The organism is Saccharopolyspora ipomoeae, from assembly GCF_029952525.1.
Lineage (GTDB): Bacteria > Actinomycetota > Actinomycetes > Mycobacteriales > Pseudonocardiaceae > Saccharopolyspora > Saccharopolyspora ipomoeae.
The window spans coordinates 1-13,440 of record NZ_JASAOF010000012.1; the positions used below are offsets into that span (position 1 = coordinate 1).

16 protein-coding genes are annotated in these 13,440 nt (G+C 70.0%); 7 read left to right on the top strand and 9 right to left on the bottom strand.

The annotated features are described in order from the left end of the window. Positions 1-1,445, top strand: a 1,445-nt coding sequence (locus tag QFW96_RS18480; RefSeq protein WP_281456941.1) for an MFS transporter, incomplete at its 5' end; no start/stop codon positions are given. Positions 1,446-1,454: 9 nt separating this feature from the next. Then, positions 1,455-1,931: a DUF2771 family protein gene (locus tag QFW96_RS18485; protein ID WP_281456942.1), complete on the top strand. Its 477-nt coding sequence runs from the start codon at positions 1,455-1,457 to the stop codon at positions 1,929-1,931. Positions 1,932-2,148: 217 nt separating this feature from the next. Here QFW96_RS18485 and QFW96_RS18490 read toward each other — a convergent pair whose 3' ends face one another. Continuing rightward, the gene (locus QFW96_RS18490) at positions 2,149-2,544 is read right to left on the bottom strand and encodes a cold-shock protein (protein WP_281456943.1); all 396 of its coding nucleotides are present in this window, start codon (positions 2,542-2,544) and stop codon (positions 2,149-2,151) included. A 239-nt stretch (positions 2,545-2,783) separates the two neighbouring features. Between QFW96_RS18490 and QFW96_RS18495 the strand changes: the two genes are divergently transcribed. Then, positions 2,784-2,990 (top strand): hypothetical protein, encoded by a 207-nt coding sequence (locus QFW96_RS18495; protein ID WP_281456944.1) that lies wholly within the window; start codon positions 2,784-2,786, stop codon positions 2,988-2,990. On the opposite strand, the gene QFW96_RS18500 is transcribed toward QFW96_RS18495, so the two are convergent. Further along, a complete protein-coding gene (locus tag QFW96_RS18500; RefSeq protein ID WP_281456945.1) occupies positions 2,987-3,604 on the bottom strand; it encodes an HAD family hydrolase in 618 nt (205 codons plus the stop codon). The genes QFW96_RS18495 and QFW96_RS18500 overlap by 4 nt on opposite strands. 107 nt (positions 3,605-3,711) lie before the next feature. Between QFW96_RS18500 and QFW96_RS18505 the strand changes: the two genes are divergently transcribed. Beyond that, positions 3,712-4,683, top strand: coding sequence for a R2-like ligand-binding oxidase (locus QFW96_RS18505; RefSeq protein ID WP_281456946.1), 972 nt, complete (start codon positions 3,712-3,714; stop codon positions 4,681-4,683). Between the two features lie 267 nt (positions 4,684-4,950). On the opposite strand, the gene QFW96_RS18510 is transcribed toward QFW96_RS18505, so the two are convergent. The 5 genes from QFW96_RS18510 to QFW96_RS18530 are packed head-to-tail and all read right to left on the bottom strand — an operon-like array spanning position 4,951 to position 8,781. Next, positions 4,951-5,751 carry an HAD-IIA family hydrolase gene (locus tag QFW96_RS18510; RefSeq protein ID WP_281456947.1) on the bottom strand — a complete coding sequence of 267 codons (801 nt, stop codon included), beginning with the start codon at positions 5,749-5,751 and terminating at the stop codon, positions 4,951-4,953. Further along, a complete protein-coding gene (locus tag QFW96_RS18515) occupies positions 5,742-6,821 on the bottom strand; it encodes a sulfate/molybdate ABC transporter ATP-binding protein (protein WP_281456948.1) in 1,080 nt (359 codons plus the stop codon). The genes QFW96_RS18510 and QFW96_RS18515 overlap by 10 nt, the downstream gene beginning before the upstream one ends. Beyond that, a complete protein-coding gene (locus QFW96_RS18520; protein ID WP_281456949.1) occupies positions 6,818-7,588 on the bottom strand; it encodes an ABC transporter permease in 771 nt (256 codons plus the stop codon). Before QFW96_RS18520 ends, QFW96_RS18515 begins: the two co-directional genes overlap by 4 nt. A 20-nt stretch (positions 7,589-7,608) precedes the next feature. Continuing rightward, positions 7,609-8,379, bottom strand: a complete 771-nt coding sequence (modA, locus tag QFW96_RS18525) for a molybdate ABC transporter substrate-binding protein (RefSeq protein WP_281456950.1) — start codon at positions 8,377-8,379, stop codon at positions 7,609-7,611. Next, a complete protein-coding gene (locus QFW96_RS18530) occupies positions 8,380-8,781 on the bottom strand; it encodes a TOBE domain-containing protein (protein WP_281456951.1) in 402 nt (133 codons plus the stop codon). Positions 8,782-8,942: 161 nt separating this feature from the next. Between QFW96_RS18530 and moaA the strand changes: the two genes are divergently transcribed. The 3 genes from moaA to QFW96_RS18545 all read left to right on the top strand — a co-directional run bounded on the left by moaA (position 8,943) and on the right by QFW96_RS18545 (position 11,629). Beyond that, positions 8,943-10,001, top strand: coding sequence for a GTP 3',8-cyclase MoaA (moaA, locus tag QFW96_RS18535; RefSeq protein ID WP_281456952.1), 1,059 nt, complete (start codon positions 8,943-8,945; stop codon positions 9,999-10,001). 5 nt (positions 10,002-10,006) lie between these two features. Then, complete coding sequence (locus QFW96_RS18540; RefSeq protein ID WP_281456953.1) at positions 10,007-10,315, top strand: MoaD/ThiS family protein; 309 nt, start codon at positions 10,007-10,009, stop codon at positions 10,313-10,315. A 726-nt stretch (positions 10,316-11,041) separates the two neighbouring features. Then, positions 11,042-11,629, top strand: a complete 588-nt coding sequence (locus tag QFW96_RS18545; RefSeq protein ID WP_281456954.1) for a transglycosylase family protein — start codon at positions 11,042-11,044, stop codon at positions 11,627-11,629. Positions 11,630-11,817: 188 nt separating this feature from the next. Here QFW96_RS18545 and QFW96_RS18550 read toward each other — a convergent pair whose 3' ends face one another. Next, the gene (locus tag QFW96_RS18550; RefSeq protein ID WP_281456955.1) at positions 11,818-12,759 is read right to left on the bottom strand and encodes a molybdenum cofactor biosynthesis protein MoaE; all 942 of its coding nucleotides are present in this window, start codon (positions 12,757-12,759) and stop codon (positions 11,818-11,820) included. A 165-nt stretch (positions 12,760-12,924) separates the two neighbouring features. Continuing rightward, positions 12,925-13,407, bottom strand: a complete 483-nt coding sequence (gene moaC, locus QFW96_RS18555) for a cyclic pyranopterin monophosphate synthase MoaC (RefSeq protein WP_281456956.1) — start codon at positions 13,405-13,407, stop codon at positions 12,925-12,927. Positions 13,408-13,440: the final 33 nt, after the last annotated feature.

Sequence of the window (13,440 nt, forward strand, 5' to 3'; positions counted from 1 at the left end):
CACCGCCGAAGAACGGGACGGCACCGCCGAAGAACGGGACGGCACCGCCGAAGAACGGGACGGCACCGCCGAAGAAGCTGACCGTCACCCGGGTCGCCGCGTGGCGCAGCAAGGACCTGACCCAGCGGGTGGTGCGGCTGTTCTTCTCGCTGGCGCACGCCGACGGGGCCGACCGGTCCGGGCTGGCCAAGTTCACCTACGCGTGGATGGGCAACTACGCGGTCGACGCGGCGATGGCGGTCGCGCTGGCCAACACGCTGTTCTTCTCGGCGGCCACCGCCGAGAGCAAGGACAAGGTCGCGCTGTACCTGCTGATCACGGTCGCGCCGTTCGCGGTGATCGCCCCGGTGATCGGCCCCGCCCTGGACCGCCTCCAGCAAGGCCGGAGGGCCGCGCTGGCGGCGTCGTTCGCGGTGCGCGTGGTGCTGGCCGCGGTGATGGCGCTGAACTTCAACAGCTGGCTGCTCTACCCGGCCGCGCTGGGTTGCATGGTGCTGTCGAAGTCCTTCGGCGTGCTCAAGGCGGCGATGACGCCACGGGTGCTGCCCGGCCAGATCACCCTGACCAAGGCCAACTCGCGGCTCACCGCGTTCGGTCTGGCGGCGGGTGGCGCGTTCGGCGCGATCGCCTCCGGTTTCGCCTGGCTGTGGGGGTCGGAGGGCGCGCTGTGGTTCATGGCCGCGATGGCCGCCGGGGGCGTGTGGCTCTGCCTGCGCATCCCGGGCTGGGTGGAGAGCACCGAGGGCGAGGTCCAGACGTCGATCGGTGATCCGCTGATCGGTGATCGGGGCCGCTCCCGCAAGGTGGCGCTGAGCGATCACGTCGTGGTGGCCCTGTGGGGCAACGGCGGCATCCGCGTGCTCACCGGGTTCCTGACGCTGTTCGCCGCGTTCGTGATCAAGCACGACACCCAGCACGACCCGTTCACGCAGCTGGTGCTGCTGGGCCTGGTCGGCGGCGCGGCCGGTGTCGGCAGCTTCCTGGGCAACGCGCTCGGCTCGCGGATGACGTTCGAGAAACCGGACCGGCTGATCATCGGCTGCCTCGGAGCGGCGATGGGTGTGGCGGCCTGCGCCGCCGCCCTGGCCGGGCTACCGCTGGCGGTGGTCGTCGGCCTGGTCGGCGCGACCGCCTCGGCGCTGGCGAAGGTGTGCCTGGACGCGGTGATCCAGCGGGACATGCCGGAGGCCTCGCGGGCCTCTGCGTTCGGCCGCTCCGAAACGATCCTGCAGCTGAGCTGGGTCTTCGGCGGCGCGCTCGGCGTGCTGCTGCCACCGGTGTACTGGATCGGGTTCCTGGTGGTCGCCGCGCTGCTGGCCCTGGTGCTGTCGCAGACGGTCGTGCGGGGCCGCGGCGGCACGCTGATCCCGGTGATCCCGCTGCCATCGCGGCTGCGGCGTTCGGCGAGCGCACCGGCCACCGCCCGGTCGACCACCGGCCCGTAGGCTCTGGCCGTGCATCGTGGACTGAAGCCGCTGCTGGCGGTGGCCGCTGCCGGGCTCGCCGCCGGCTGCTCCTCCCCCAGCCAACCGCAGGTGACCTTCTACTCGCACGGGGACTCGGTGGCCGTCGACGCCGCCCAGTACTGCGACCCGACCGGTGACCAGTGCTCTCCCCCGAACCAGGAGGCGGTGGGTGAGCTGCGGATGGTCGATCGCGACCCGCTGCAGATCTCGGTGCCCGCCGAGGTCGCCAACGCGCCGTGGCAGGTGGTGTTCCTCTACCAGGGTCTCGACGGCAAGCAGCTGGACGGCCGCAGCCCGGTGTTCACGCCGAACTCGCGCCACTCGTACACGCTGCAGCTGCCGCCGGACGGCGCCCGCATCGAGCACGTCGAGGTCCAGCAGTTCTCGGCGGTGCTCACCCAAGGCGCCGACGGCGGAGTCGACTTCGGCATCGGCGGCAGCTGGGTCCTCGACGTCAAGCAGTGAGGCCGCGCGCGTCAGGCAAGCGCCGGAAGCGCTTTCTCAGTACCCCACCTGAGGCACTTGCACCGCCGCGGGTTCTGACACGTCTTCTGGGGAGGACAGCCGTAGCGCCGTGTATTGACTGACATACATCAGTCTCGGATCCCGGAGCCAGAAGGCGTGTCAGGTTCCGCTACCCGCACCGCCAAGCAAGAAGACCGCGGAGTCTTCCTGAAACCGGTCAGTTGCCACCCGGGTCGAGTTCGCGCGCCACGGCGCGGACCACTTCGCCGATGCGCTTGGAGGTCTTGCGGTCGGGGTAGCGGCCTCGGGCCAGGTCGGGCTGGACCTTCAGCTCCAGGAGCTTGATCATGTCCTCGACCATGCCGTGCAGCTCGTCGGCGGGACGGCGGCGCGCCTCCGTGACCGAGGGCAGCGGGTCCAGTAACTTCACCTTCAACGCCTGCGGGCCGCGTCGACCCTGCGCCATGTCGAAGTCGACGCGCTGGCCGGTCTTGAGCGCATCCACACCAGATGGCAACGCGGAGGAACGCACGTACACGTCCTCCCCGCCATCCTGGGTCAGGAAGCCGAAGCCCTTGTCCGAGTCGAACCACTTGACCCTGCCGGTCGGCACTGTCCTCACCGTTCCCTGTCGAATGCGCGCTGACCCGCTCGCGGGCCACGATCCCTGCCGTTGTTCCCACCGCAACGCGGCAAACGCCCCGTCACGACGAAAGCGCCCCGTTAACGCCACGCAGGTGCGCGCGCCGGGACGCGTCCCACCAAGCGTACCGCGAAGGTGGACCACGTCACCCATCCTTATCGACCCAGACCGGTTGCAGCCGTTGGTGCTGCTGTGAATACGCTGCTCACATGGCGAGCAACTCACCCAGATCCGCAGTGCTTCCGGTCGCGATGGCGATGTTCGGCGTCGGCCTGCTCGCCATCATCGTGATCTTCGCGCTCTTCGCCACCGGTCATCAAGACCTCCCGGCGTGGGTCAGCCTCGCGACCCTGCTGTGCCCGGCGGGCCTGATCTTCGGCGTGATCGCGACCGTGGTGCGCGCCCGCCGGAACTAGACGCGGGCCGCCAGCCAGGCCGGGAACTCGGTGAGGTCGTTGAGCGCCACGTCGGCTCCGGCGTCGCTGAGCTCGGCGGTCGAGTAGGGGCCGGTGGCCACGGCGACCGCGGTGGCTCCGGCCGCGTGCCCGCCGACGATGTCGCCGAAGTGGTCGCCGACGTAGATGGTCGCGCCCTCGGCCAGCAGCACGTCGCCCTTGCCCGCGCCGAACACGCCGCCGGCGAGCCGGTCGACGTTCCAGCCCATCGCCTTTAGGTGCAGCGCGGCGTTTGGCTCGTACTTGCCGGTGACCACCAGCGTCCGCCCGCCCGCGGCGCGCACGGCTTCCAGGGCCTCGGCGGCGCCCGGCAGGGCGATCGTCTCGCCGATGACGACGGTCGGGTAGATCGCGCGGAAGTGGGTGACGAGCCGCGCGACCATCGGCTCGTCGAAGCCGTAGCCGCGCAGCACGTCCTCCAGGGGCGGCCCGAGGTTCGACGCGAAGTGCTGCCCGTCCAGCTCGGTGCCGAACTCCTCGTTGAGGGCCTCGAAGGCGCGGACCATGCCGGGCCGCGGATCGATGAGGGTCATGTCCAGGTCGAATCCGACCGTGAGTGCGTTGCGCTCGTCCATCGCGGCCAGCCTACGGATCCGCGCGCGGCGAACTTGACGCGAAACTGTCCGGTACCGAAACTAGCTGGAGTAGCGCACCTCACACCACGGCGAGCCGGAGTCGTTCAATGACGAGCACGCACCCCGCCCAGCGCGAGAGCTTCCACTCCCTGCAAGCACGCGGCCTGAACTGGGAATCGCTGCCGCTGCGGCTGTTCTCCAAGGGCAATGCCCGCTTCTGGAACCCGGCCGACATCGACTTCACCCAGGACGCCCAGGACTGGCAGCAACTCACCGACGACGAGAAGCGCGGCGTGGCCGGGCTGTGCGCCCAGTTCATCGCCGGCGAGGAAGCCGTCACCGAGGACCTCCAGCCGTTCATGGCGGCGATGGCCGCCGAGGGCCGCTTCGGCGACGAGATGTACCTCACCCAGTTCTGCTTCGAAGAGGCCAAGCACACCCAGGTGTTCCGGCTGTGGATGGACGCGGTCGGCCTCACCGACGACCTGCACGAGTTCGTCGCCGAGAACCCCGGCTACCGGGAGATCTTCTACAAGGCGCTGCCGGAGACGCTGCAGGCGCTGCACACCGATCCCAGCCCGGAGAACCAGGTCCGAGCCTCGGTCACCTACAACCACGTGGTCGAGGGGACGCTGGCGCTCACCGGCTACTTCGCCTGGCACAAGATCTGCGTCAGCCGCGGCATCCTGCCGGGGATGCAGCAGGTCATCAAGCTCATCGGCGACGACGAGCGCAGGCACATGGCCTGGGGCACCTTCACCTGCCGCAGGCACGTGGCCGCCGACGAGCGCAACTGGGCGGTCGTCGAGGACCAGATGGCGACGCTGCTGCCGCACGCCATCGCCCAGGTCCAGTGGCAGCCCGCCGACGCCCCGGAGGAGCTGCCCTTCCAGCTCGACAAGGAGGAGCTCACCGCCTACGCGTCGGACCGCGCGACCCGCCGCCTCGGCGCGATCTCCAGCGCCCGCGGCATGCCGCTGGCCCAGATCGACGTCGACGCCGAACCCGAAGCCCTCGAAGACCGCTTCGGCGCCGAAGACGCAGCAGAACTCGACAAGCTCCGCACCTCAGAGGAATGACAGTTTTCATGAAAACTGTCCCCACCTCTGACCTCCCGGGGTGGTGCAGTTTTCATGAAAACTGCACCACCCCCGAACACGACCCAAACCCCTCGTAACGCCTGTTGGGGTGCTTAGACGGGACAGTTTTCATGAGAACTGTCCGTCCCCTGGTCTCGTGGAGAGGTGACAGTTTTCATGAAAACTGTCCGTTCTCCGGGTGTCGTGGGGTGGCGCAGTTTTAAATAAAAAAAAGTTTTCATGAAAACTTCGCCACCACGAGCGGGGTCAGGCTTGGAAGGGGTCCGTGACGTGGTCTCGGAGGTCGGCGATGGAGCGGACGACCTTCGTCGGGCGGTACGGGAACAGCTCCGCCGTGTCCTGATCGGAGATGCCGGACAGGACCAGGATCGTCTGCAGCCCCGACTCCAGGCCGGAGCGGACGTCGGTGTCCATCCGGTCGCCGATCATCAGCGTGTTCTCCGAGTGCACGCCCAGGTGGCGCAGCGCGGAGCGCATCATCAGCGGGTTCGGCTTGCCCACGTAGTACGGGGCGCGGCCGGTGACCCGCTCGATCAGCGCGGCGACGGCACCGGTGGCCGGCAACGTCCCCTCGCGACTCGGACCCTTCTCGTCCGGGTTGGTGGCGATGAACCGGGCACCGTTCTCCACCAGCCGGATGGCCTTGGTGATGGCCTCGAAGCTGTAGGTGCGCGTCTCGCCGAGGATCACGTAGTCGGGATCCCGGTCGGTGAGCACGTAACCGATGTTGTGCAGCGCGGTGGTCAGCCCGGATTCGCCGACGACGAACGCCGAACCGCCGGGGCGCTGCTGCTCCAGGAACTGCGCCGTGGCCAGCGCGGACGTCCAGATCGCCTCCTCCGGGATGTCCAGCCCGCTGCGCAGTAGCCGGGCACGCAGGTCCCGTGGGGTGTAGATCGAGTTGTTGGTGAAGACCATGAACGGGATGCCGTTCTCCCGAAGAGCGGCCACGAACTCGTCCGCGCCGGGCACCATGTGCTCCTCGTGGACCAGCACGCCGTCCATGTCCATCAGGTACGTCCAGGTGGATGGCTCAGTCACGCCCATGATGATCCTCCGGGAACGGGGTGTATGGCCACCTCGGTAGCCTTGATCACGAACCACACGTCCTCACCTGCGGAAAGTCCGAGCTCGGCGACGGCCGCCGGGGTGACGTCGGCGGCGGGACCGCTCTCAGCGCGCACCCGGACGACGTCGCCGCGCGGTTCCAGGGCCGCGACGGTGACCGGCAGCGCGTTGCGCGGGCTGCCGTGCGGGCGCTCCCGGTGCACGGCCACCGCTGCCGGGGCGAACACCGCCGCGGCCGGTTCCCGGACGTCGAGCTCCTCCACGACCCGGCCGCTGATGATCTCGTCGCCGATCCGCACTCCCCCGTCGACCGCGGTACCCGCGAGCAGGTTGAGCCCGGCCAGGCGTGCGGTGAAGGCCTCGCGCGGCCGGGACAGGACCTCGCTGGTCCGGCCCTGCTCGACGATCCGCCCGTCGCGCAGCACCAGCAGCCGGTCGGCCAGCACCACGGCGTCGAGCACGTCGTGGGTGACCAGCACAGTCGGCATGTCCTGGCGGCGCAGCACCTGGTGCAGCAGGCCGCGCATCGCCGGGGCCGCGTCGACGTCCAGCGCCGCCAGCGGCTCGTCGAGCATGAGCAGCCGGGGGTCACCGGCCAGCGCGCGAGCCAGCGCGACCCGCTGCGCCTGACCGCCGGAGAGCCGCGCGGGACGGCGTCCGGCCAGCTCGACGACACCGGTCTCGACCAGCCAGTGCTCGGCGATCTCCCTCGCCCGCGCCTTGCTCGCGCCCGCCGCGCGGGGCCCGAAGGCGACGTTGTCGCGCGCGGTGAGGTTCGGGAACAGCAACGGTTGCTGCGCCAGCAACCCCACACCGCGCCGGTGGGTGGCGACGTGGACGCGGCGCTCGGTGTCCAGCCACGGCGCCCCGTCCAGCTCGACGACGCCCCGATCCGGCACCAGCTGTCCGGCCAGCACCGACAGCAGCGTCGACTTCCCGGCGCCGTTGTGCCCGAGCACCGCCAGCACCTCGCCGGAGGCCACCTCGAAGTCGGCGCGCAGCGAGAACTCCGCGCGGTGCAGCTCGACGTCCACCCTCAGGCCGCTCACAACCGTCCCTCCACAGCTCTCGGGCGGGCGATCACGATCACCAGCAGGGCCACGACCACCAGCAACAACGACATCGCCACCGCAGCGTCCACATCGGACTGGGCGGTGGTGTAGATGGCCAGCGGCAGGGTCCGGGTGCTGCCCTGCAAGCTGCCCGCGAAGGTGATCGTCGCGCCGAACTCGCCCAGCGCGCGGGCGAACGTCAGCACCAGGCTCGACCCGAGCGCGGGCAGCAGCAGCGGCAGCGTGACCCGTCGGAACGCCAGCCACGGGCCCGCGCCCAGCGTCGCCGCGACCTGCTCGTAGCGGCCGCCCGCGGTGCGCAACGCCCCTTCCAGCCCCACCACCAGGAACGGCATCGCGACGAACGTCTGCGACAGCACGACCGCCGCGGTGGTGTAGGGCAACCGGATCCCGACCACCGCCAGCACGCCGCCGAGCGGCCCGGTCCGGCCCAGCAGGTAGAGCAGCGCGAGACCGCCGACGACCGGCGGCAGCACCAGCGGCAGCAGCACCAGCGCCCGCACCACGCGCAGCCCGCGCATCCGGGAGCGGGCCAGCACGACCGCCAGCGGCACCCCGAGCAAAGCGGCCAGCGCGGTCGCGATCAGGCCCGTGACCACCGACAACCGCAGCGCGTCCAGCGCGGAAGGGCTCAGCAGCAGCGCGGGCAACCGGGCCGGTTCGACCCGGGTGAGCAGGCCGAACACCGGCAGCGCCACCAGCGCCAGCGCGAGCGCCGCAGGCACCCACAGCACGGCGGGCACCTGCGGCGGATGACGCCTGATCACGGAACGTCGAAGCCGTGCGCGCCGAGGACCTCGTGGCCGACCGGGCCGCGCACGAACGACACGAACTCGTCGGCGGCCTGCGCCTGCTGCGAGTCCTTGACGGTGGCGATCGGGTAGCTGTTGACGACCTGCGGCGACTCCGGGAAGTCGATCACCTGCACCTGCTCCCCCGCCGCCTCGGCGTCGGTGACGTAGACCAGACCGGCATCGGCCTCGCCCGCGACGACCTTCTGCAGCACCTGCTTGACGTCGTTCTCCTCGCTGACCGGCTGCAACCCGACCCCGGCGACCTGGGCGACCTTCTGCGTCGCCGCGCCGCACGGCACCTGAGGTGCGCAGACGACCAGCTTCTTGCCGCCGAGGTCGTGCAGCGAGGTCACGTGGCCGGGGTTGCCGGGAGGCACGACCAGGGTCAGCCGGTTGGTGGCGAAGGTCTGCGGCGGCGAGACGAGATCGGCGACCTTGGCCATGTTCTTGTCGTCGGCGGAGGCGAACACGTCGCCCGGGCGGCCCTGCTTGATCTGCTCCGCGAGCGTCGAGGAGCCCTGGTAGTCGAACCGCACCTCGACGTCCGGGTGGTCGGCGGTGAACCGCTTCCCCAACTCGTCGAAGGACTCGGTCAGCGACGCCGCGGCCAGCACGGTGACCGTCTTCCGCTCCGCGGGCGCCTGGCCTGGCTGCACCTCCTGGCCGGGCTGGGCCTGCCCGCAACCCGCCAGCAGGGTCAGCGCGAGCATCCCGCCCGCGATCATCTTGAGCTTCGACATTCAGCCCTCTCCCGGTGTCTCCACCACGACGTTGGTCGACTTGACCACGGCCACCGCGAGCGACCCGGGCACCAGCCCGAGTTCGCGGACCGCCTCGGTGCTCATCAGCGACACCACCCGGTGCGGACCGCACTGGATCTCCACCTGCGACATCACCTTGTCCGAGACGATCTCGGTCACCAGCCCCACCCAGCGGTTGCGCGCCGAACGCCCGACGGCCGACGGGTCCGGCGCGGACCGGGCCTGGTCGCGGGTGAACTCGGCGAGCGCGGCTCCGTCGACGACCAGCCGTCCGGCCGAGTCGCGCTCCGCGGGCAACTGCCCGCCGTCGACCCAGCGGCGAACGGTGTCGTCGCTGACGCCGAGCAGCGAGGCTGATTCTGCGATCCGATAGTGCGGCACGCGCACGACGATACTTCCGCAGGTGCGGCGAAACTAGGCCCTCTCGACCCGCGAACTCGGATCGTTAACCTCCGCCGCACCCCTGTTGACCAGCGCTCTTGGCGGGCTCGAATCCTCGCGCGCGATCGAAAATCGTCGGTGCGAGGAGATAGGGTCGAGTTGTGAACGCGGTGGACTTGGGAATCCCGCTCGTGCGCCGCTCGACCGACTCCTCCGAACGGCCGGACACTCCGGAACTGGTGGACCGCTTCGGCCGGGTGGCGACGGATCTGCGCGTCTCCCTGATCGACAAGTGCAACCTGCGCTGCACCTACTGCATGCCCGCCGAGGGTCTGCCGTGGCTCAAGCGCGACGAGATGCTCGACACCGACGAGATGATCCGGCTGATCCGGATCGCGGTCGAGGAGCTGGGCGTGACCACGGTGCGCTTCACCGGTGGTGAGCCGCTGCTGCGCCAGGACCTGGTCGACGTCATCGCGGCGACCTCGTCGCTGCCGAGCAGGCCCACGACCTCGCTGACCACCAACGGCATCAACCTCGGCGGGTTCGCCGAGAAGCTGGTGACGGCCGGGCTGAACCGGGTCAACGTCTCGCTGGACACCCTGGACCGAGCGGTGTTCAAGGAGCTGACCAGGCGCGACCGGATGCAGGACGTGCTCGACGGGCTCGCGGCGGCCAAGACGATGAAGCTCGAACCGGTCAAGGTCAACGCGGTGCTGATGCGCGGCGTCAACGAGCACGAGGCCCCGGACCTGCTGCGCTACTGCATCGAGCGCGGGTACCAGCTGCGGTTCATCGAGCAGATGCCGCTGGACGCCCAGCACGAGTGGGACCGCGGCGCGATGATCACCGCCGACGAGATCCTGGAGATGCTGAGCAGGGACTTCACGCTCACCCCGGACGTCGCCGAGCGCGGGTCGGCCCCGGCCGAGCGCTGGCTGGTCGACGGCGGCCCGGCCACGGTGGGCGTGATCGCCTCGGTGACGAGGCCGTTCTGCGCGGCGTGCGACCGCACGCGGTTGACCGCCGACGGGCAGCTACGCTCGTGCCTGTTCTCGACGACGGAGACGGACCTGCGCGGACCCATGCGCGAAGGGGCCACCGACGCCGAGCTGATCCGGCTGTGGCAGGGCGAGATGTGGGCCAAGGCCGCCGGGCACGGGATGGACTCCGGCGAGTTCGCCCAACCATCCAGGCCGATGAGCGCAATCGGGGGTTAGCGGAGATGACCGCGGTGTCGGAGCAGAGCACCGGTCCGGCGGAGGGCGCCGTCTCGGTGCAGGTCCGCTATTTCGCCGGCGCTCGCGCGGCGGCCGGCGTCCCCGAGGAGACGGTGCTGCTGGCCCGCCCGGCGGGCGCGGCGCCGACCGTCTCCGACGCCATCGCGGCGGCGCTGAACCAGCACGACGAGAAGCTCGCCAAGGTGATGCCGGCGTGCAGCTTCCTGCTGGACGGCGTGGCCGTGCGGGACCGCGGCACGCTGATTCCCGCTGACGCCACGCTGGACGTCCTGCCGCCGTTCGCGGGCGGCTGAAACCCCCGCGCACTGTTTCTTCTGCGCGCGTGCGGGTGCGCGCGAATACAACATGCCCTGGCGTGTCGTACAGCCTCGTCCGGGTGACTTTCTGGTTGATTCTTCCCTCATTCGATCTTGGTCCGCGGGGCGCTCTCCGGAGCCCCCGCCCGACCGCTTGAACGCCACCCGATCCAGCGACTAGACCAATCACGGTCCGTCAGAATGTGAACACACATCGCGTTGGCGCTCTGCCACCCGTGTCCCCCACGACCCGGGGTGGCCCACGCGCGCTCGACGGTTGGTGACGGCGTGACGGGGGTTCCCCAGTGGGAGCATCGAGGTGACCCAAGCCTCACTTACGGTGATCGATATCAGCCCGGAAACGGTCCGATAACGACGCTCTGATCAGGCAAAATGATCGGGATCGCCACCCCTTCGGCCGGTGTTACTGTGACCAGCGTCACATGGTAGAAGATTTCCGATCTTCGGATTGGTTACGTAGTGTCGCTCCTCGGTCGGCCCCGAACCGATCAGCAAGGAACCCGAGAGCCCGTGGCGCCGAGCCTGTCCAGCGGGCCCTCACCCCGAAAACGAAAACGAACCGGACAGGAACGAGGGACATCTCAGGGCTCCCCGAAAGCTCCGAGATGCCGCCGGCTCCCCCGAGACCGGCGGGCACGGACCCGGCTCCACCCGAAGGAGCCAGACGAGGGTTCGACCCGAGGCGCGGCTGGAGAGAGGGACATGGGCAAGCACCGCAAGCCTTCGAGTACCAAGCGCAACTTCGCCCGGATCGCCGTTGCCGGCGCTGTGGTCGCCACCCCGATCGCGATCGCCGCACCCGCCAACGCAGCGGACTGGGACACCCTCGCGCAGTGCGAGAGCAGCGGTAACTGGAGCGCCAACACCGGCAACGGCTTCTACGGCGGCCTCCAGTTCACCCCGTCGACCTGGGCCGCTTACGGCGGCAGCCAGTACGCCAGCAGCGCCCACAACGCCACCCGCGAGCAGCAGATCGAGGTCGCGGAGAAGGTCCTGGCCTCCCAGGGCAAGAACGCGTGGCCGGGCTGCAGCGCGAAGCTGAACTGGACCAGCGGCTCGACCAAGTCGAGCACCAAGACCGAGTCCACGCCGAAGAAGAAGACCACCACGACGACGACCAAGTCGACGGTCAAGGCGGACGGCGCGGACTACACCGTGAAGGTGGGCGACACCCTGGGCAAGATCGCGCAGCAGTTCGGCGTGAACTACCAGGACATCGCCGCCAAGAACTCCAGCGTCATCAGCGACCCGAACCTCATCTTCCCGGGTCAGCAGCTCGACGTGAAGTAAGACTGCGCGGTCAGGCATCCCCCAACGCCGACCGGCAAGAGAAGCACGCGCCGTCTCCCCCGACACAGCACGTGCTTCGCCAGGAGAACCCCTCCACCGCAACGCCCCCAACGCGGTGGAGGGGTTCTTCTCGTGCAGACGAAGTCGAATTACCAGCAACGACGAGGCAAGGACGGCAACGGAAACCCCTAGGGGCAGTTGACCCATTCCTCGGAGTTGTCGTCGAAGACCTGCCGCTTCCAGATGGGGAGCCGCCGCTTCACCTCGTCGACGAGCTCGGAGCAGGCGTTGAAGGCCTGCTTCCGGTGCTCGGCGGCGACGGCGCACCCCAGCGCCACATCCCCGATCTTGAGCATCCCGATCCGGTGCGACGTGGCGATGGCCCGAACGCCCTCGAACCGCCCGGCGATGTCGGCAGCGACTTCCTGGATGACGTCCTGGGCGATGGGGTGCCCGGTGTACTCGAGTTCGAGGACGCCGCGTCCGCCGTCGTGGTCGCGGACAACCCCGTTGAAGGTCACGACGGCCCCGGCGGCGTTGTGCTCGACGAGCCGGGCGAGGGCCTCGACGTCGATGGCCTCGTCGACGACGTCGGCCCGGAGGACGTCGGCCGCGGTGCGGGCGGTCCCGGGGCGGGTGGGCGCGGTGCCGGAGCCGGGGTGGTCGCCGCCGTGGAGCTGGTCGACGGCGTGGTCGAGGACGCCTCCGAGCACGCCGAGGCCGTCCTTGACGCCGCCGGTGGAGCCGGGGAGGTTCACGATCAGGGTGCGGCCGCTGACACCGGCGAGGCCGCGGGAGAGCACGGCGGTGGGGACCTCGGGCAGTCCGGCGGCGCGGATGGCGTCGGCGAGCCCGGGGATCTGGTGGTCGAGGACTCCGGCGGTGACCTCGGGGGTGCGGTCGGTGGGGTTGATGCCGGTGCCGCCGGTGGTGATGACGACGTCGACGCCGCCGTTCACGGCGGTGCGCAGCTGGTCGCCGACCGGATCGCCGTCGGGGACCACGAACGGGTCGGGAGTGTCGTAGCCCCGGTCGCGCAGCCACTTGACGATCACGGGACCGGTGCGGTCCTCGTAGATCCCGGCTGCGGCGCGGTTGGACGCGGCGACGACTCGCGCGGTCCTCGTCATGGAGACCTCCCGTGGTTTTCCCGGTCCTGGTGCAACGACGACCAGTGACTGATTAGTCCCTGCTGCGAATGGCGGCGGAGCCGCTGTTTCAGGTGTGGGACTCAGCCCGCACCGCCGCAGGTCCTGCTGCTGGCACCGCCACGCACATCAACCCCGAACCACTTCCTAGTCCGCTTCGCGCTCCCAGAGACCGGTCTTGCCGCCCTCCTTGCGCTCGACCTGGACCTGGTCGAGGACCGCGCCGGGGTCGACGGCCTTGATCATGTCGTGCAGAGCGAGCCCGGCGACGGCGACCGCGGTCAGCGCCTCCATCTCGACGCCGGTGCGATCGGTCGTCTTGACCGCGGCGGTGATCCGGACGTCTGTGTCGCCGAGTTCGAGCTCGACCTTGGCGCCGGAGATCGCGATGGGGTGGCACAGCGGGATGAGGTCGGGGGTGCGCTTGGCGCCCATGATCCCGGCGAGCCGCGCGGTGGCGATGGCGTCGCCCTTGGGCAGCCCGTCGCGGCGCAGCAGCGCGATCACCTCGGCGGTCGTGCGCACGACCCCGCTGGCCACGGCCCTGCGGGCGGTGGCGTCCTTCTCGGACACGTCGACCATGCGCGCGGCCCCGGCCGCGTCCACGTGCGTGAGCTCCTCCTGCGCCATGCCCCCGAGCCTAGAGGACCCGCATCCCCCGAC

What these genes read in the sequence shown, in the direction of transcription:
- QFW96_RS18550 (WP_281456955.1), bottom strand. Translation starts at nt 12,759, where the DNA reads ATGACGAGGACCGCGCGAGTCGTCGCCGCGTCCAACCGCGCCGCAGCC.
- moaC (WP_281456956.1), bottom strand. Translation starts at nt 13,407, where the DNA reads ATGGCGCAGGAGGAGCTCACGCACGTGGACGCGGCCGGGGCCGCGCGC.
- QFW96_RS18540 (WP_281456953.1), top strand. Translation starts at nt 10,007, where the DNA reads ATGACCGCGGTGTCGGAGCAGAGCACCGGTCCGGCGGAGGGCGCCGTC.
- modA (WP_281456950.1), bottom strand. Translation starts at nt 8,379, where the DNA reads ATGTCGAAGCTCAAGATGATCGCGGGCGGGATGCTCGCGCTGACCCTG.
- QFW96_RS18545 (WP_281456954.1), top strand. Translation starts at nt 11,042, where the DNA reads ATGGGCAAGCACCGCAAGCCTTCGAGTACCAAGCGCAACTTCGCCCGG.
- QFW96_RS18495 (WP_281456944.1), top strand. Translation starts at nt 2,784, where the DNA reads ATGGCGAGCAACTCACCCAGATCCGCAGTGCTTCCGGTCGCGATGGCG.
- QFW96_RS18510 (WP_281456947.1), bottom strand. Translation starts at nt 5,751, where the DNA reads ATGGGCGTGACTGAGCCATCCACCTGGACGTACCTGATGGACATGGAC.
- QFW96_RS18500 (WP_281456945.1), bottom strand. Translation starts at nt 3,604, where the DNA reads ATGGACGAGCGCAACGCACTCACGGTCGGATTCGACCTGGACATGACC.
- QFW96_RS18505 (WP_281456946.1), top strand. Translation starts at nt 3,712, where the DNA reads ATGACGAGCACGCACCCCGCCCAGCGCGAGAGCTTCCACTCCCTGCAA.